At 71.6% G+C, this 17,654-nt stretch carries 12 protein-coding genes; 4 read left to right on the top strand and 8 right to left on the bottom strand.

Annotated features, from left to right (window positions below; all coding sequences use genetic code 11):
• Position 1: 1 nt before the first annotated feature.
• The 4 genes from ilvN to ACRDP3_RS14920 all read right to left on the bottom strand — a co-directional run bounded on the left by ilvN (position 2) and on the right by ACRDP3_RS14920 (position 7,210).
• The gene (ilvN, locus tag ACRDP3_RS14935) at positions 2 to 526 is read right to left on the bottom strand and encodes an acetolactate synthase small subunit (RefSeq protein WP_181767195.1); all 525 of its coding nucleotides are present in this window, start codon (positions 524 to 526) and stop codon (positions 2 to 4) included.
• Between the two features lie 22 nt (positions 527 to 548).
• Positions 549 to 2,444, bottom strand: coding sequence for an acetolactate synthase large subunit (locus ACRDP3_RS14930; protein ID WP_431517420.1), 1,896 nt, complete (start codon positions 2,442 to 2,444; stop codon positions 549 to 551).
• 241 nt (positions 2,445 to 2,685) lie between these two features.
• Positions 2,686 to 5,883: a putative bifunctional diguanylate cyclase/phosphodiesterase gene (locus ACRDP3_RS14925; protein ID WP_431517419.1), complete on the bottom strand. Its 3,198-nt coding sequence runs from the start codon at positions 5,881 to 5,883 to the stop codon at positions 2,686 to 2,688.
• A 367-nt stretch (positions 5,884 to 6,250) separates the two neighbouring features.
• Positions 6,251 to 7,210 (bottom strand): 2-hydroxyacid dehydrogenase, encoded by a 960-nt coding sequence (locus ACRDP3_RS14920; RefSeq protein ID WP_431517418.1) that lies wholly within the window; start codon positions 7,208 to 7,210, stop codon positions 6,251 to 6,253.
• Positions 7,211 to 7,326: 116 nt separating this feature from the next.
• Here ACRDP3_RS14920 and ACRDP3_RS14915 point away from each other — a divergent pair, with 116 nt between their 5' ends.
• The 3 genes from ACRDP3_RS14915 (at position 7,327) to ACRDP3_RS14905 (ending at position 9,878) form a co-directional block, all read left to right on the top strand.
• Positions 7,327 to 8,337, top strand: coding sequence for an aldo/keto reductase (locus ACRDP3_RS14915; RefSeq protein WP_431517417.1), 1,011 nt, complete (start codon positions 7,327 to 7,329; stop codon positions 8,335 to 8,337).
• A gap of 98 nt (positions 8,338 to 8,435) precedes the next feature.
• Positions 8,436 to 9,611, top strand: a complete 1,176-nt coding sequence (locus tag ACRDP3_RS14910) for a PQQ-dependent sugar dehydrogenase (protein ID WP_431517422.1) — start codon at positions 8,436 to 8,438, stop codon at positions 9,609 to 9,611.
• A gap of 27 nt (positions 9,612 to 9,638) precedes the next feature.
• On the top strand, positions 9,639 to 9,878 hold the full coding sequence (locus ACRDP3_RS14905) for a DUF6191 domain-containing protein (RefSeq protein WP_431517416.1): 240 nt from the start codon (positions 9,639 to 9,641) through the stop codon (positions 9,876 to 9,878).
• 38 nt (positions 9,879 to 9,916) lie between these two features.
• Here the strand turns inward: ACRDP3_RS14905 and ACRDP3_RS14900 are convergent, their stop codons facing one another.
• The 4 genes from ACRDP3_RS14900 to ACRDP3_RS14885 form a co-directional block, all read right to left on the bottom strand.
• Positions 9,917 to 13,114 carry a helix-turn-helix transcriptional regulator gene (locus ACRDP3_RS14900; RefSeq protein ID WP_431517421.1) on the bottom strand — a complete coding sequence of 1,066 codons (3,198 nt, stop codon included), beginning with the start codon at positions 13,112 to 13,114 and terminating at the stop codon, positions 9,917 to 9,919.
• A gap of 80 nt (positions 13,115 to 13,194) precedes the next feature.
• Positions 13,195 to 13,362, bottom strand: coding sequence for a hypothetical protein (locus ACRDP3_RS14895; RefSeq protein WP_431517415.1), 168 nt, complete (start codon positions 13,360 to 13,362; stop codon positions 13,195 to 13,197).
• 253 nt (positions 13,363 to 13,615) lie between these two features.
• Complete coding sequence (locus ACRDP3_RS14890; protein WP_431517414.1) at positions 13,616 to 14,287, bottom strand: hypothetical protein; 672 nt, start codon at positions 14,285 to 14,287, stop codon at positions 13,616 to 13,618.
• Positions 14,262 to 16,637, bottom strand: coding sequence for an MMPL family transporter (locus tag ACRDP3_RS14885; protein WP_431517413.1), 2,376 nt, complete (start codon positions 16,635 to 16,637; stop codon positions 14,262 to 14,264). The genes ACRDP3_RS14890 and ACRDP3_RS14885 overlap by 26 nt, the downstream gene beginning before the upstream one ends.
• 294 nt (positions 16,638 to 16,931) lie before the next feature.
• Here ACRDP3_RS14885 and ACRDP3_RS14880 point away from each other — a divergent pair, with 294 nt between their 5' ends.
• Entirely contained in the window at positions 16,932 to 17,639 is a 708-nt protein-coding gene (locus ACRDP3_RS14880; RefSeq protein ID WP_431517412.1) for an ester cyclase, read from the top strand.
• Positions 17,640 to 17,654 lie beyond the last annotated feature (15 nt).

The raw sequence follows: 17,654 nt of genomic DNA, 5'->3' as shown, positions 1-17,654 counted from the left end.
CTCAGGCGGACCGGTCGAGTGCGCGCAGGCTCCGGTCGGTGATGGAGCGGGCGCCGCGCCCTACGGCGATGGTCCCTGACTGCACCAGCTCCTTGATGCCGTACGGCTCCAGCATCTTGAGCATGGCGTCGAGCTTGTCGCTGCCGCCGGTGGCTTCGATGGTGACGGCCTCCGGCGAGACGTCCACGGTCTTGGCGCGGAAGAGCGAGACGATCTCGACGATCTGGGAGCGGGTCTCGTTGTCGGCACGGACCTTCACCAGAACGAGTTCACGCTGAACGGCCGAAGCCGGGTCCAGCTCAACGATCTTGAGTACGTTGACCAGTTTGTTCAGCTGCTTGGTCACCTGCTCCAGCGGCAGGTCCTCCACGTTCACCACGATGGTGATGCGGGAGATCTCGGGGTGCTCGGTGACGCCGACGGCGAGCGAGTCGATGTTGAAACCGCGGCGGGAGAAGAGCGAGGCGATCCGGGCGAGGATGCCGGGGGTGTTCTCCACCAGGACGGAGAGCGTGTGCTTGGACATCTGTCGTTCCATCTCCCGAGCCTCAGTCGTCGCTGTCACCGAAGTCGGGACGGACGCCGCGCGCCGCCATGACCTCGTCGTTGGAGGTGCCTGCCGCGACCATCGGCCAGACCATCGCGTCCTCGTGGACGATGAAGTCGACGACGACCGGACGGTCGTTGATGGCGTTGGCCTTCTCGATCACGGCGTCCAGCTCGTCGGGGTCCTCGCAGCGGATGCCGACGCAGCCCATGGCCTCCGCGAGCTTCACGAAGTCCGGGCAGCGGGTGCCCTTGTTGGGCTGCTGGGCGTCACCGCCGGGACCGATGTGCAGCTTGGTGTTGGAGTAGCGCTGGTTGTAGAAGAGCGTCTGCCACTGGCGGACCATCCCGAGGGCGCCGTTGTTGATGATCGCGACCTTGATCGGCACGTTGTTCAGCGCGGCGGTGGCCAGCTCCTGGTTGGTCATCTGGAAGCAGCCGTCGCCGTCGATGGCCCACACCGTACGGCCGGGCTCCCCGACCTTGGCCCCGAGAGCCGCCGGGACGGCGTAGCCCATCGTGCCCAGGCCGCCGGAGTTGAGCCAGCTGGCGGGCCGCTCGTACTTGATGAAGTGCGCCGCCCACATCTGGTGCTGGCCCACCCCCGCCGCGTAGACGGTGTCGGCCGGTGCCAGTTCACCGATGCGCTGGATGACCTGCTGCGGGGAGAGCGAACCGTCCTCGGGCAGGTCGTAGCCGAGCGGATAGGTGTCCCGCCACCGGTTCAGCTGCTCCCACCAGTCCGGGTAGCCGGCGCGTGCGGCCTCACCGGCGCCGGCCGCGTCAGCGGTCCCGGCCGTCCCGGCCGCCGTCCCCAGCTCCGCCTGGACGGCGACGATCAGGTCGGCGATGACCTCGCGGGCGTCGCCGACGATGGGGACGTCGGCGGTGCGGTTCTTGCCGATCTCGGCCGGGTCGATGTCGGCGTGCACGATCTTGGCGTACGGGGCGAAGGAGTCGAGCTTGCCGGTCACCCGGTCGTCGAAGCGGGCGCCGAGCGCGACGATCAGGTCGGCCTTCTGCAGAGCGGTGACGGCGGCGACGCTGCCGTGCATGCCGGGCATGCCCAGGTGCTGGGGGTGGCTGTCGGGAAAGGAACCGATGCCCATCAGGGTGGTGGTCACCGGCGCGTTGGTCAGCTCGGCCAGCACCTTCAGCTCTCCGGTGGCCTGCGCCTTCATGACGCCGCCGCCGACGTAGAGCACCGGGCGGCGCGACTCGGAGATGAGCCTGGCGGCCTCACGGATCTGCTTGGCGTGCGGCTTGGTCACCGGACGGTAGCCGGGCAGATCGGTGACGGGCGGCCAGCTGAACGTCGTCCGGCGCTGCAGGGCGTCCTTGGCGATGTCGACCACGACCGGGCCCGGCCGCCCCGTCGAGGCGATGTGGAACGCCTCGGCGATCGTGCGCGGGATCTCGGCGGGGTCCGTGACCAGGAAGTTGTGCTTGGTGACGGGCATCGAGATGCCGCAGATGTCGGCTTCCTGGAAGGCGTCGGTGCCGATCGAGCCGGACGCGACCTGGCCGGTGATGGCGACCATCGGCACGGAGTCCATGTGGGCGTCGGCAAGGGGGGTGACCAGGTTGGTGGCACCGGGGCCGGACGTGGCCATGCAGACGCCGACCTTGCCGGTGACCTGCGCGTACCCGGTGGCGGCGTGACCGGCGCCCTGCTCGTGCCGCACCAGCACGTGGCGGACCCGGGCGGAGTCCATCATCGGGTCGTACGCCGGAAGGATCGCCCCGCCCGGAATGCCGAATACGGTGTCGGCGCCGACCTCCTCGAGAGAGCGGATGAGGGACTGGGCGCCCGTCATCTCGACTGGCGCCGCCTGATGCTGTCCGCCGTTACGGGCCCGCGGCTGCGGTTTCGGGGCCCCGGTGGCCTGCTCGGTCATCGGTGATCTCTTCTCGGAGAGTGAGGGTTGACGCTCGTTTTGTGCTGTTGGTGCTGTGCTGCGGTGCTTGTGCGCCGGTGCTGGTGCAACAAAAAACCCCTCGTGCCGTGAGGCAAGCGAGGGGAGCGCGCCGCTGATGGTCGTGGGGTCGTGGAGAGTGACCCGGTCAGCCGACGCGCTTTCCAAGTACGAGAATTCGGGTGCGCATGACACAGACCCTCTCTCCGTCACGCTTTCCGTGTCAAGTAGGTGGGACGGCCGTCTCAGCATGCGAACACGGGGGCGGAGGGTGGGCTCCGGGCTCCGCCCCTTCCAGCACCCCGCCCGTCGCCAGCCATGGAGGCAGTGCCTCGCGACGCTCCTGCCGCCGCACCGGCAGGACTCCGGCGACCACGACCGTACGACTGCCCCGGCGCTGCTCCTCGCCCGTACGGACCGACCCGGCCGCACCGCCGATGCCGCCCGCTCTGCCGCCGGTCGTGGGCGTCATGCCGCTCACACCGCTCATCCCGCCCGTCATGCCGTTCGGACGGCCCCGCGCCTGGGGACGGCCCGCGAGGGGAGTCTCCGGCACCGGATACGGCCCGCCGGCCAACGTGTGACGTAACCGGTGCTCGTCGAGCGGCCCGGAGAAGAACGCGCCCTGCCCATGCGTGCACCCCAGCTCCCGCAGACTGACGACCTGCTCGGGCAGGTCGACGCCCTCGGCCACCGAGGTCAGCCCGAGGTCGTCGGCGATGCGCAGCAGGCCCGCGGTGATCTTGCGAAGGCGCGCGGATTCCACCACACCGTCGACCAGACCGCGGTCGAGGCGCAGGATGTCCACGGGCAGTCGCCGCAGCGCGGAGAGGGCGAGCGGGCCGCTGCCGAACCCCTCCAGCGCCACGCTCAGGCCGAGGCGGCGCAGCGCGCTCAGCCGCAGCTCCAGCTCGTCCAGACCGTCCCGGGTGTCACTGCCGGTCAGCTCCAGGATCAGCGACCCGGAGGGCAGCTCGTGCCGGTGGAGCAGGCTCTCCATGCTGCTGGGGCTGAGCGACCGGTCGCTCAGACGGCGCGCGGGCAGCCGTACGGACACGGGTGCCGGAAACCCGGCGAGATGCCGTGCCGCCGCCGCCCGGACGGCCTCCTCCAGCGACCAGCCGCTCACGTCGGAGGCTGCCGCCTGCCCGCCTCCGACGCCGGCGCGGGCGTCGGCACCCAGGACGTCGGCCGGGGTGAAGAGGTTTCCCTGCGAGGAGCGCCAGCGGGGCTGGGCCGCGACGGCGGACACCTTGCCGCTGGTGAGCTCGACGACGGGCTGGTGCAACAGCGCGAACTCGCCGTCCTGGAGCGCCGCGCGCGGCGGGCCCGCCGTTGCCGCCGCCCCGACGGCACCCGGCCGCATCTCCCCCTGCAGGTGCGGCTCGTAGAGCTCGACCCGCGCCTTGCCCGCCTGCTTCGCGCGGTACATCGCCAGGTCGGCGTTGCGCATCAGGGTGGTGGGAGAGATGCCGGGCTCGGCGAAGGCGATGCCGATCGACGCGGCGACGCGGACGTCCGTGTCCTCCACGTGGTACGGCTCGGAAAGGGTCATCCGGAGCCGGTCGGCGATCTCGTGGATGCGCAGCTCGCGCTCCACATCCGCGTGTGTGCTCGGGTTGCCGTCCCCGAGGATCAGCACGGCGAATTCGTCACCGCCCAGCCGGGCGGCGGTGTCTCCCGCACGTACCGAATCCTGAAGCCGGCGGGCCGCGGCCACGAGCAGTTCGTCGCCCGCCTGATGGCCGACGCTGTCGTTCACCGCCTTGAAGCCGTCGAGGTCGATGAAGAGCACCGCGTGCTCGCTGTCGCCGCCTCGGCGGCCGGCCAGTGCCTTCCGCACCCGTTCGGTGAAGAGCGCACGGTTGGGCAGATCGGTCAGCGAGTCGTGCGAGGCGTTGTGCTGCAACTGGGCCTGCAACCGGACCCGTTCGGTCACGTCCCGGCTGTTGAAGATGAGGCCGCTGCGGTAGCGGTTGACCGTCGACTCGACATTGAGCCAGTGGCCCGCCCCGTGCCGGAAGCGGCACTCGATCCGGGTCGAGGGCTCCTGCTGCGGCGACGCGGCGAGGAAGCGGCGCAGCTCGTGCAGGACGAGGGCGAGGTCCTCGGGGTGGATGAGAGCGGCCAGTTCGGAACCCACGAGTGCGTCGCCGTCCCGTCCGTAGACCCCCGCGGCGGCGGGCGAGACATAGCGCAGCGCTCCCGTGGAGGAAGCGATCATGATGACGTCGCTGGAACCCTGCACCAGGGAACGGAAGTGCTTCTCCTTCTGCGACAGCTCCTGGGTCAGCGTGATGTTGTCCAGCAGCATGATGCCCTGCCGCACGACCAGGACGAGCACGACCGTGCCGGCGATGAAGAGCACCACACGGTCGATCTCACGGCCGGCGACGGCGTTGTAGAGGATTCCCAACGTGCAGACGGCGGCCGCCAGATACGGCGTGAGCGCGGTCAGAGACACCGCGAACCGGCGGCTGGTCTGCTCGGTCGGCCACTCCGTCTGGTGATCGGAGGCGTGATCGGCAGCCTGATCGGCGGCGTCGGCCGCCCGGCCGTTGGGACGGTCGGCCGGTCCGGCTGCCGGGCGGGCCGCACCGTTGCCGACCCACGGCGCGTACGCCAGCAGCAGCGAGCCCGCGAACCAGCCCGCGTCCAGCAACTGCCCTGAGCTGTAATGCTCGCGGAGCAGCGGAGACGTGAACAACGCGTCGCACAGCACGGTCAGGGCCAGCGCGCCGATCGCGGTGTTGACCGCCGAACGGTCCGGTGCCGAGCGCTTGAAGTGCAGCGCGAGCACCATGCTCACGAGCACGATGTCCAGCAGTGGATAGGCGAGGCTGAGCGCGGCACGCGTCACCGAGCCGCCCTGCCAGTACTCGGTGTGGGTGAGCGCGAGCGACCAGGAGAGGGTGAGCAGCGAGCCGCCGATCAGCCACGAGTCCAGTCCGAGACAGACCCAGCCGGCCCTGCTGGTGGGCCGCTTGGCCAGCACCAGCACGCCGACGATGGCGGGCGGCGCGAAGAGCAGGAAGCAGAAGTCGGCGACGGACGGGCTGGGCAGGGGCTCGTGCAGCACGATCTCGTACCACCCCCAGACGCCGTTCCCGGCCGCCGTCATGAGCGACGAGAGGCCGAACAGCAGCCAGGCGGGCGCGAGTTGGGTGCCGCGATGGGAGTGCGCGTACCAGAAGCAGGAGGCGGCGGCGAGCAGTCCGGCGCCGCTCAGCCCGAAGTCGCCCATGAACAGGGCCAGCTGCTCGGATCCCCAGCCCGCGGCGGCCCCGATCGCGTACGCGCCGCAGAGGGCGGCGAGCATCAACTGCGGCAACACGCTTATCCGTCTGCCGGTCCGGTCGTCGGGACGGAACCGAGCACTCTGAAGGCGACCCCGCTCGGGAGCCGCGGTGTCCGCGGTCATCGCGCACCCCTCGGAGACGGGGGCTTCTCGTACCTGCGCTTTCCACCTCTGCCGTACTCGCACACCGGCCGGCCGGAGGTCCGGCGCCCCTTCAGCGGGACCGGGCCCCGGCATGCGGTCAATCGGCACAGCGTCAATCGATGCCGTGTCCATCGGTGCTGTACCCACCGGCAGTTCGTCCCTTGCCCGTGCATTCGCCCGTCGCCCCCCTCGTGTCCGGGTTCGCCCCCCTCTCGGACGATACACCAGAACAGTCACAGAGGGACATAGTACCGATACAGAACGTGACGACCTGCGGCTTTGTGCGCACAGGGAGCATTCATACGCCTCCGTAGCGTGGTTTCTGAGCCCCTCGGAGGCCTTTCGGTCACCCCGCCACCGCCACCGTGTGCTCCAGCGGCTCACCGGCCGCCCAGCGATTCAGCTGATCGCGCAACAGCCGTTTGGCGCGCGGCAGGAACGCGGACGAGGGGCCGCCGACGTGCGGGGTGATGAGCGTGCCGGGTGCGGACCACAGGGGGTGCCCCGGGGGCAACGGCTCGGGGTCCGTGACATCGAGCGCGGCCCGCAGCCGCCCCGACTCCAGTTCCGGCAGCAGCGACTTGGTGTCCACCACTCCCCCGCGTGCGACGTTGACCAGCAGCGCCCCGTCCTTCATCCGGGACAGGAAGCCGGCGCCCGCCAGGCCCTGGGTCTCCTCGGTGAGCGGGGTGCACAGGATCACCACGTCGGCGCGCGGCAGCAGTTCGGGGAGACGCGTGAACGCGTGCACCGGCCCGCGCGCGGCGTCGCGGGTGGTACGGGCCACGCGCAGCACATCCGCGACCTCGAAGGGCACGAGCCGCTCCTCGACGGCCGAACCGATCGCTCCGTAGCCGACGATGAGGACCGACTTGTCGGCGAGCGCCTCGTACAGGCCGGGCCGCCACTCCTCGGCGTCCTGTGCGCGCACGAACGTCGGGACCTGCCGCAGCGCGGCCAGGGTGAGGGTGAGGGCCAGTTCGGCGGTGGAGGCGTCGTGCACGCCGCGCGCGTTGCACAGCAGGGTGCCGGCGGGCAGGCGCGGAACGGCGGGGGCGACGTGGTCGATCCCGGCGGTGAGGGTCTGCACCACCCGCAGCCGTGGCATGTCCGCCAGCGGGCGTACGGCCACGACCGGGCCCTTCATGTACGGCACGACGTAGAAGCCGCAGCGGGCCGGGTCGGCGGGGAACTCCTCCTCGCCGTCCCAGAAGTGGTAGGTGAAGGCGTCGGGCAGCCCGTCGATCTGCGCGGGCGGAATGGGCAGCCACACGTCGGTGGCTTCGGAACTCGGTGCGGTGGCCATGGCCAGACCCTAATTCCTTGATTCCTTCGTCCGGAGCGGGCCGGGCTCGGACGGGGCTCCCCGGGACAGTCACCGGCAACCGTTAGTTTGGGTGGCGGCAGAGGGGAGTCGGCCAGGTGGAGTCCAGGACGATCGGTGCGGCAGCACTGGAAGTGGGTGCGGTCGGTCTCGGCTGCATGCCGATGACATGGGCGTACTCCACGTCGCAGCAGGACGGCGAGGAGTCCCTGCGCACGGTCCACGCCGCCCTCGACCGCGGCATGACGCTGCTCGACACCGCCGACATGTACGGGCCCTTCACCAATGAGCTGCTGGTCGGGCGGGCGCTCAAGAAGCGCCGCCACGAGGCGTTCGTCTCGACCAAGTGCGGGCTGCTGGTGGGCGAGCAGCACCTCGTCGCCAACGGCCGCCCCGGCTACGTGAAACGGGCCTGTGACGCGTCGCTGCGGCGGCTGCAGACCGAGGTGATCGACCTGTACCAGCTGCACCGCGCCGACCCCGAGGTGCCGGTCGAGGAGACCTGGGGCGCCATGGCCGAGCTGGTCACGGCGGGCAAGGTGCGCGCCCTGGGCTTCTGCGCGGTGGGCGCACGCGCCGACCACCGCGGCCGCGGCGCGGGTACGGGCTCGGGCATACACGAGGTGACGATCCGGCAGCTGGAGCGGGTGCAGCACGTCTTCCCGGTGAGCGGGGTGCAGGCCGAACTGTCGGTCTGGTCACGGGAGGCGCTGGAGACGCTGCTGCCGTGGTGCTCGGCGCACGGCGTCGGGCTGCTGGCCGCGATGCCGCTGGGCAACGGCTACTTGAGCGGGACGCTGACCACCGGCGGCGGATTCGAGCCGGACGACGTACGCGCCCGGCACCCGCGCTTCACGGCGGAGATGATGGCCGCCAACCAGCCGGTCGTGGCGGGTCTGCGCCGGGTCGCGCGGCGGCACGGCGCCGCGACGCCCGCCCAGGTGGCGCTGGCCTGGCTGCTGGCGCAGGGTCCGCAGGTGATTCCGGTTCCGGGCACCAAGAAGGAGCGGTGGGCGGCGGAGAACGGGGACGCGGCCGGACTGGTGCTGACGGCGGCGGACATGGCGGAGCTGGGCGCGCTGCCGCCCGCACTGGGCTCGTGGGAGTAGGCGCGTATCCGCGCTTACCCCCGAGCGGGGATACGGATGTGGTGTGCTGAGCGAACCGATCACAGTGTGACGGGAGTGCACACCACCGGGAGGCGCTGATCGTGCGTAGCCGTTATCTGCCGTCCGTACGTGCTGCCGCGGCCGGCTTCGCGGCCCTGGCACTGCCGGCCGTGCTTGTCACGGGCTGCTCGTCCGAGGATTCCGGAACACCGGAGAAGGAGCGCTCCCGCTCCGGCTCAGCCACGCCCTCGCCGGGCGAGGAGACCGGCCCGGCGGCACCCGCCAAAGGTTCCGTCACGGTGCAGCGCACGATCACGACCGGCCTCGAGGCTCCCTGGGGCCTGGCCCCGCTGCCGGGCGGCGACCTGCTGGTCTCCACCCGCGACAGCGGCAAGATCTTCCGGATCGACGGGCGCGACGGCAAGAAGACCGAACTCGGCACGGTGCCCGGCGTCTCGGCCAGCGGCGAGAGCGGCCTGCTGGGCATCGCGGTACCGCGTGACGACGCCAGGATGGTCTACGCCTATCTCACCACCGAGTCCGACAACCGCATCGTGCGGATGCTCTACGACGACAAGAAGCCGGCCGGTGATCAGCTCGGGGCCCCGGACACCGTCTTCAAGGGCATCCCCAAGGGGGAGGTCCACAACGGCGGCCGGATCGCCTTCGGCCCCGACAAGATGCTCTACGCGGGCACCGGCGAGTCGGGCGAGGGCGGACTCGCCCAGGACAAGGACTCGCTGGGCGGCAAGATCCTGCGTATGACACCGGACGGTGAGCCGCCGGGCCAGGGCAACCCGGAGTCCGACTCGGTCTTCTACTCCTACGGTCACCGCAACGTGCAGGGACTGGACTGGGACGACGACAAGCGGCTGTGGGCATCGGAGTTCGGGCAGAACACCTGGGACGAGCTGAATCTCATCCGGCCCGGCAAGAACTACGGCTGGCCGGAAGCCGAGGGCAAGGGCGGCAAAGCCGGGCTCGTCGACCCGGTCGAGCAGTGGAAGCCCGCCGACGCCTCGCCGAGCGGGCTGGCCGTGGCCAAGGGTTCGGTGTGGATGGCGGGCCTGCGCGGCGAGCGGTTGTGGCGGATCCCGCTGCGGGGTGCGAAGCCGGCCGCCGATCCGCAGGCGTTCCTCGAAGGCCGGTACGGACGGCTGCGCACGGTCGTCTCCGACGGCCGCGACGGGCTGTGGCTCGTCACGAACGAGACGGACACACGCGGCACCCCGGAAAAGGGCGACGACCGTATCCTGAAACTGAAGGTGACCTGAACCGAGGGACGGGGACGGGAGTCACGAATGGACATAGCGGGCAATATTTTCCTTCCCAGTCAGCAGCACGCTGAGCAGGAGCGGCACCGGCTGGAGCACACCTACATCGTCGACGGCAGCCACCAGCCGGGCTGCGGGCCGGTGGACTTCGGCTCGGGCAAGATCGTCATCGCTCTCCAGGAGCAGCACGCGGTGCTTCCGGCCCGGCCGAAGCTCGAGGAGGAGACGGACCCCGACGAGCCCGGCGGGGACGGCCCGCCGGACTGACGGGCTCCGGGATCTCGGAGGTCCGGGACCTCGGGATCTCAGCCGGCGGCGGCCGGTGCGTCCGTCTCCGGCAGCAGCCGGAGCCGGTGGGCCATGGCGGCCGCCTCGCCGCGCCCGGCCACTCCCAGCTTCGCCAGGATGTTGGAGACGTGCACGCTCGCGGTCTTGGGCGAGATGAAGAGCTGCTCAGCGATCTGCCGGTTGCTGCGCCCGGCGGCCACCAGGCCGAGCACGTCCCGCTCGCGCTGGGTGAGTCCGAAGGCGTCCGCCGTCGCGGCAGCCGCCAGGACCGGGCCGTTGCCCGGGCGACGGCCATCGCCGGCGCCGGCGGTGCCGGGCTGCGGCAGTCGCGCCCGCAGTGCCAGCTGCTCGATCTCCACCCGCAGCGGCGCCGCACCCAGCCGCACCGCCACCGCGTGTGCCGCGTCGAGCAGTTCGGCGGCCTGCTCGCGCCCCGTACGGGCCTCCGCACGGCCCGCGTCACCGTTGCCAGGACCGTTGCCGTTGCCGTTGCCGTTGCCGTTGGCAGGAGCCGCCGTCAGCAGCGTTTCCGCCCAGCGCTGCCGCACCTGCGCCAGCTGGTACGGGCGCTCCAGTGCCTCGAAGGCGACGGCCGCCTCCGCCCACGCCGCGGACGCCGCCCGCCCCTCCGCGCGGTCGAGTTCCGCACCGACCAGCAGCGCGTACGCCTGCCAGACCGGCGTGGGATGCGGGAGGCGCCGCGCCGCCGTGCGCAGTTCGCCGAGCAGCTCCGCCCGCCCGTCGTCGGCGGCGGGGAGACCACGCAACGCCGACTCGTGCACGGCCGCCGCGTGCAGCAGCGGCCACGCGTACCGGTGCGTGCCCGGCGGGAACTCGGCCTTGAGCGCCGCCCGCAGCTCCGCCCGCGCGCCCGCGAAGTCACCGCGTCCGGCGGCCAGTGCCAGCGTGCAGTGACGCAGCTGGACCGCTATGTGCGCGGGCGCCGCGCGCCGGGGCACCGCTTCGCCGGCATCCTGCAGTGCGGCCTGAGAAGCGGTCAGGTCGCCCCGGCCGAGCTGAAGGTGGGCCTTCATCAGGGCGGACCAGCTCCGGGTCTCCGCGGACCGGGCGCTGGCGCCGGCCTGCTCCGTGATCCGGGCGGCCTCCGACCACTCCCCCATGGCGTGCAGCGACTCGGCCTGGGTTCCCAGTGCGTAGGAGCGCACCTCCGGACGTCCGTGGGCGGCCGCCGACTCCGCCGCACGCGCCGCCACCGCGGCGGCCTCGGTGGAGCGGCCCATGGCCTCCAGCTCCACCGCGATGTTGACGTCGGCCCGTCCGACCACGCCGAACGCCCCGATCGCCAGGGCCTGTTCCCGTGCGCCTCGCATCTCGGCCAGGCCGTTCTCGACGTCGCCGGACTCCGCCGTCAGGATGCCGAGCGTGATGCGCGCCTGCAGCTCCAGCGGGGTGGCACCGACGACGCGCGCCAGCTCGACCGCCCGTACGGCGGTGGCCATCGCGTCGGCGCCCGGCCGGTGCGTCATCCCCCAGCCCGCGGCGCTGGTCAGCACGTCCGCGTGCACCGCCGAGGGCGGCAGGCCGCGTACCAGCTCCTGCGCCCGGCCGATCTCGTCCCAGCCGTCGCCGCGCCCCAGCGCCTCCACCAGCATCGAGCGCTTGACCCAGAACCACGCGGCGTGCAACGGGTCCTCGGTCTCGTCCAGCAGGTCCAGCGCGCGCTTGGTGAGTGCCAGGGCACGCTCGATCTCACCACCGGTCCGGGCGGCCACGACCGCCTCGGCAAGCAGATCCATGAAGCGCAGGGAGTCCCGCCCGGGGCTTCCCGCGCACCCCGGATAGACCTCGGCCTCGTCGATGGGCCGCAGCCGCGCCCATACGTCTTCCGGGACCTCCTGCCACAGCTCGATGGCGCGCTCCAGCAGCTGGTGCTGCTCCGCGAACGCGTGCCGCCGCCTTGCCTCGACCGCGGCGCTCAGCACCACGGGAAGCGCCTTGGCGGCATCCCGGCCGTGGTACCAGTAGTGCGCGAGCCGGGTCGTGCGCTGCTCCGCCCGTACGAGCGCCGGGCGGGCCTCCAGCGCCTCGGCATAGCGGCGGTTGAGCCGGGCGCCCTCGCCGGGCAGCAGGTCGTCGCTGACGGCCTCGCGCAGCAGGGCGTGCCGGAAGCGGTAGCCGTCGCCGTCGTCGGTGGGGAGCAGTACGTTCGCCCCGACGGCCGCGCGCAGTGCGTCCAGCAGCTCGTCGTGGGGGAGCCCGCACACTTCGGCGAGCAGCGCGTGTTCGACCGCGGAACCGCCCTCCGCGGCGATCCGCAGCACCTGCTGCGCGGGCTCCGGAAGTGCCTCGACGCGGACCAGCAGCAGGTCACGGAGCGAGTCGGATATGCCGCAGGTGGCGCAGTTGACGGTGAGTTCCTCGACGAAGAAGGGGTTGCCGTCGGAGCGTTCGAAGATGGTCTGTGCCAGCTCGGGCTCGGGCTCGCTCACGCCCTGGATGCCGGCGATCTGGGCGTGCACCTCGGCCTCGCTGAGCCGGGGCAGTTCGATGCGCCGCACGGTGCGCAGCCGGTCCAGCTCGGCGAGGAAGGGCCGCAGCGGGTGGCGGCGGTGGATGTCGTCGGCACGGTAGGACGCGAGCACGACGAGCCGCGAGGTCCCCACCGAGCGGAAGAGGTAGCCGAGCAGTTCCCGGGTGGAGCGGTCGGCCCAGTGCAGGTCCTCCAGGGCGAGCACGACCGTACGGCCGGTGGCCAGCCGTTCCAGCAGCTGCGCGGTCAGCTCGAAGAGCCGGGCGCGGCCGTCCTCCTCGTCGTGCCGCTCGACCCCTGTCCCACCTGTCCCACCTGTCCCACCGATGCGGCCGGGGCGACCGGAGCCGCCCGGCGACGGCGCGAGGTCGGGCAGCAGGCGCGCCAGCTCCGCTTCCCGGCCCGCCACCGCGGCGGCCAGTTCCGCGTCGCCCACCGCCCGGTGCAGGCCACGCAGCGCGGTGGCGAAGGGAGCGAACGGCAGTCCGTCCGCGCCGAGTTCGAGACAGCCGCCGACGGCGGTGGTCGCCCCGGCACTCCGGGCGGCGGACAGGAACTCCTCCAGCAGCCGGGTCTTGCCGACCCCGGCCTCGCCGCCCAGCAGCAACGCCTGCGGCTCGCCCGCGTCGGCGCGGGCGAGCGCATCGGTGAGTTGAGTCAGCTCGTCACGGCGGCCGACGAAGACGGGGCTGATGGCGGAATGGCTGGACACATCACCCAGCATGGCACTGGGGACCGACATCGCGGCAGGTGCTTTCCCCCACGGCATATCGCGAAAACCGACGGCGCGCTCAGGCGCGGGGCTCACGCGGCTCGGGAGAAGAGCCGTCGCGCCCACCGCACCGGGTGCTCGATGTCATCGAGGTGGAGGTGGCTGCGCTCGCTCGCCTCGCGGGCGCGGCGTTCGGCCGCGGCCTTCTGCCGCATTTCGGCGATGCGCAGGAACCCTGCCTCGTGGCCGTAGTAGTGCATCGTGGACTCCCCTGGTGGTGTGTGGAACGGCTTGTTGTACTGCGTCCACTGTCGTCTCCCAGGGGGGTCCCCACATCGGGCAGCTGCCCGGTCTTGCCTCCCGGCGGGGCCTTAGCCGCCGGATGCGACTGCCTAGTCCACCGGCTCGCGCACCCCAGGCCCGTCCCGGACACGGCTGAGCCGCCCGTCGCGGGTCCTCAGGACCCGTACCGCGGGCGGCTCGGCCGGTGGTCGCGTTATCGGTGGCCGGTGATCAGGAGGGCGGGGCGGGCGCTGCGGGAACCTTCGGCGCGCTCGCGAACAGGTCGAGATACATACCGCCCGCGACAAGAAGACCGAGCACACCGAGGATGACCCCGCCCAGTGCGACTCCCTTGACCCAGGAGCGGGTCTCGGCCTGCTTGGTGACCATCGCCAGCAGTGCGCCGCCGACGACGACCGCGAGCAGCGCGAACACGCCGTTGACGAGGGCGGTCGCGTGCCAGGGGGCGCCGTACAGGGCGTTGATCTGGTCGGCGCCACCGCCACCGCCGCCCTGCTGCTGCGCGCTGCTCTCGATCTGGCCGATGAGCTGCATGCGGTCGCGCAGCATCTCGCTGAGGGAGGTGCCGATGAGCGAGCTCAGCCCGAGCCCGGCGGTGACCACGGCGGCGGCGCCGGCGGCCCACCCGCGGCCGCCGCCGTTCAGGTACGCCTCCCGCTCCTCGGTCACGCTGACGAGGATGTCGTCGTCATCATCAGCGCCATCGGCGTCGGCGCCTGCCGGCCGCTCGTCCGCGTCCTTGTCCTGCTTCGGGACGGTGGCGGTGGTGACGGTCGTCGTCTTCTCGACGTCCGTCTTCTTGTCGGTCTTGACCGCGTCGTCGGTCCCGGCCCCCGTGCCGGTCTCTTCGGTCTGCTCAGTCTTGGTCGTGTCGGTAGCCATGGGGCGCCACCGTAGGGGCCTTTTCTGAGAGTCCCATGAGAGTTTCCGCGCGCGCTGCCGGCACCGTCCCGACGGCGCCCACCACCACCCGTTCCGGCACCGCGGCCGGCAGTGGTCCAGGGAGAGATTCCGGTACCGGTCCGGGTACGGGCTCCGGCTCGATGCTGATCCGCGGCAGTCCCCGGTCCAGCCAGCGCGGCAGCCACCAGTTGGCGCCGCCGAGCAGGTGCATGAGGGCCGGGACCAGCAGCGTACGCAGGACGAACGCGTCCAGGGCGACAGCCGCCGCGAGCCCGATGCCGAACATCGCGATGATCCGGTCACCGCTGAGCACGAACGCGCCGAAGACCGCGATCATGATCACAGCGGCGGAATTGATCACCCGGCCCGTCTCGGCGAGCCCGACCCGCACGGCCCGGCGGTTGTCACCGGTCAGCCGCCACTCCTCGTACATCCGGCTGACCAGGAAGACCTGGTAGTCCATCGAGAGCCCGAAGAGCACCGACACCATGATCACGGGGAGGAAGGGCTCGATGGGGCCGGGCCCGCCCAGGCCGAGCAGCCCGCTCCCCCAGCCCCACTGGAAGACCGCGACCACGACGCCCGAGGCGGCGGCGACCGCCAGCACGTTCATCAGCGCGGCCTTCAGCGGGATGCCGATGCTGCGGAACGCGATCAGCAGCAGCGCACACCCCAGCGCGACCACGACTCCCACGAAGAGCGGCAGTTTGCCCAGGATCACGGCGGCGAAGTCGTCGTACGCCGCGGTCAGTCCGCCGACCCGGACCTGGAGCCCGCTGGACTCGGTGGCCGGGGGCAGGACGTCGGTGCGCAGCCGCTCCACGAGCCGCGAGGTCCGTTCCGCCTGCGGCGCGCTGTCCGGTACGACGGTGATCACGCCCGTGGTGCCGCTGCCGTTCAGCTCGCCGCCGGAGACCCGGGCCACTCCCTCGACGCCGCGCAGCCGGTCGGGCAGCTCCTGGAAGGCGAGCTTCGCCGCGGCGCCGTCGATCTCGCCCACCAGCGTCAGCGGGCCGTTCGCGCCGGGTCCGAAGCCGTCCGCCAGCATGTCGTACGCCTGCCGGGTGGTGGCCTTCGCCGGGTCGTTGCCCTGGTCGGAGGTGCCCAGTTGGAGCCCGGTCACGGGCACCGCCAGCAGCACCATCGCCGCGGCGGCGAACCCGCCGAGCAGCCTGGGATGCCGGGACACGAAGGCCGACCAGCGCGCGGCCATACCGACGGGAGTCGCTTCCGCCCTCAGCTCCGGCGGCAGGTCGGGCCCCTCCCGCGCCAGCCATTGGCGCTCGCGCCGGCTCAGCGCCCGCATGCCGATCACGCCGAGCAGCGCCGGCAGCAGCGTCACCGAGGCGAGCACCGCGAGCACCACGGTGAGCGAGGCGGCGATCGCGACCCCGTTCAGGAAGCTGAGCCGCAGCACGAGCATGCCCAGCAGCGCGATGCACACCGTGACGCCGGCGAAGACCACCGCGCGTCCGGCCGAGCCGACGGCGCGGTGCGCCGCCTCCGCGACCGGCAGGCCCTCTTTGAGGCCTTGCCGGTGCCGGGTGACGATGAAGAGCGCGTAGTCGATGCCGACGCCGAGGCCGATCAGGGTGCCCAGCATCGGCGCGAAGTCGGCCACCGTCATCGCCTGGCTGAGCAGACCGATACCGAGCGTCGCGGTGCCCACGCTGACCAGCGCGGTGATGAGCGGCAGCAGCATCGCCGCGAGGGAGCCGAAGGCGAGCAGGAGCACGACCGTCGCCACGGCGACGCCGACCGCCTCGCTGAGGTGGCCGCCCTTCTCCTGCGTGAGGGCGATCCCGGCGCCGCCCAGTTCCACGTCCAGGCCGGGCACGTCGCCACCGGCGCGCTGCGCGGTCTCCACGACGGCCCGTACCTCGCCCTCGTCGAGATCCTCGACGGGCGCGTCGAAGGTCACCGTGGCGTAGGCCGTACGGCCGTCCCGGCTGATGCGCTCCGCCTGGTCGGTCCGGCCGTCGCCGCCGCCGTAGGGGCTGCTGACCGCGCGGACGCCCGGCAGTGTGCCGATGTCGTCCAGCGCCCGGGTCATCCGCTCCCTGACCTCGGGGTCCCGTACCCGGTCATGGACCGCTCCGCCGTCGCCGCCCGTACGCCACACGACCGTGTCGCTGTCACCGACCCGGCCGGGAAAGCCCTCGCTGATCAGTTCCTGGGCGCGGCCGGCCTCGGTGCCGGGCACGGCGTAGTCGTTGGAGTAGGCGGAGCCGGTCAGGCCCGCGGCGGTGCCGACACCCGCCAGGAGGGCGCCCCAGAGCAGTACGACGAGAAGACGGCGGCGCAGGCACCAGCGAGCGAGGGCGGTCATCTGCGCGTGGACCTCTTCCCGGGAGTGAGGGGACGCCGGTCTCCCGGGACGGGCAGTGCGGTGGTGCCGGGCGCGGGTGAGCAGGCTGCCACGGAGCTGTGGCGCGTGCTGGCCGCCTGCCCTGGCAGCGTGCCATCCATTGGAGATCCTTTGTCCGTTCTGTAGTGATGCCCACAAAGAAAGCGCAGGTCTGGCGTACCGGCGGGTCACCGTCCCCACGAATGGTATGAACCAGCCAAGCCTGTTATAGCCCACTAAAATGGGATGTACAGCACTTTGTGACGGGAGGGCGCCATGACATTCGTACAGCTCATCGACTGCAAGACCAGCAGGTACGACGACGTGAACCGACTCTTGGACACCTGGTCCGACGCGACGAAGGGTAAGCGGACGGCGACGCACGCGGTCGTGGGTCGGGACCGTTCGCAGGCCGGCCACCTGGTCGAGATCATCGAATTCCCCTCGTACGAGGAGGCGATGAAGAACTCCGCCCTCCCCGAGACCACCCGGATCTTCGAGGAGCTGGTCGCGCTCTGCGACGAGGCACCCTCCTTCACGGACCTCGACGTGGTGCGGGACGAGCAACTCAACAAGGCGGCGGCACGTCGCGTCTTCACGGAACTCGTCGGCCGGGACGACCCCGAAGGCTTCAACGAGCTGTTCGCGGCCGACTACCACCACGTCGACGTCGGCAACAAGGAAGCCGGGATCCGCGGCCCCGACGGCATGCGCGAGGAGGCTCTCGGATACCGCAAGGCCTTTCCGGACTTCGAGTTCACCATCGAGGACCAAGTGGCCGAGAACGACCGCGTGGTGACGCGGTGGAGCTGGGCGGGCACCAACACCGGAGAGATGCGGGGCATGGCGCCCTCCGGCAAGAAGGTCGAGATGGTCGGCACCACGACCTTCCGGTTCGAGAACGGCAAGATCAAGGAAGGCTGGTGGCACTGGGACGTGCTGGGCATGATGAGCCAGATCGGCGCGGTCGAAATGCGGGCGTAGGGGACATCCCCGGAA

It is taken from the genome of Streptomyces sp. (genome assembly GCF_050698815.1).
In the GTDB taxonomy this organism is placed as follows: domain Bacteria; phylum Actinomycetota; class Actinomycetes; order Streptomycetales; family Streptomycetaceae; genus Streptomyces.
This window is presented reverse-complemented; position numbering and strand designations above follow the sequence as displayed.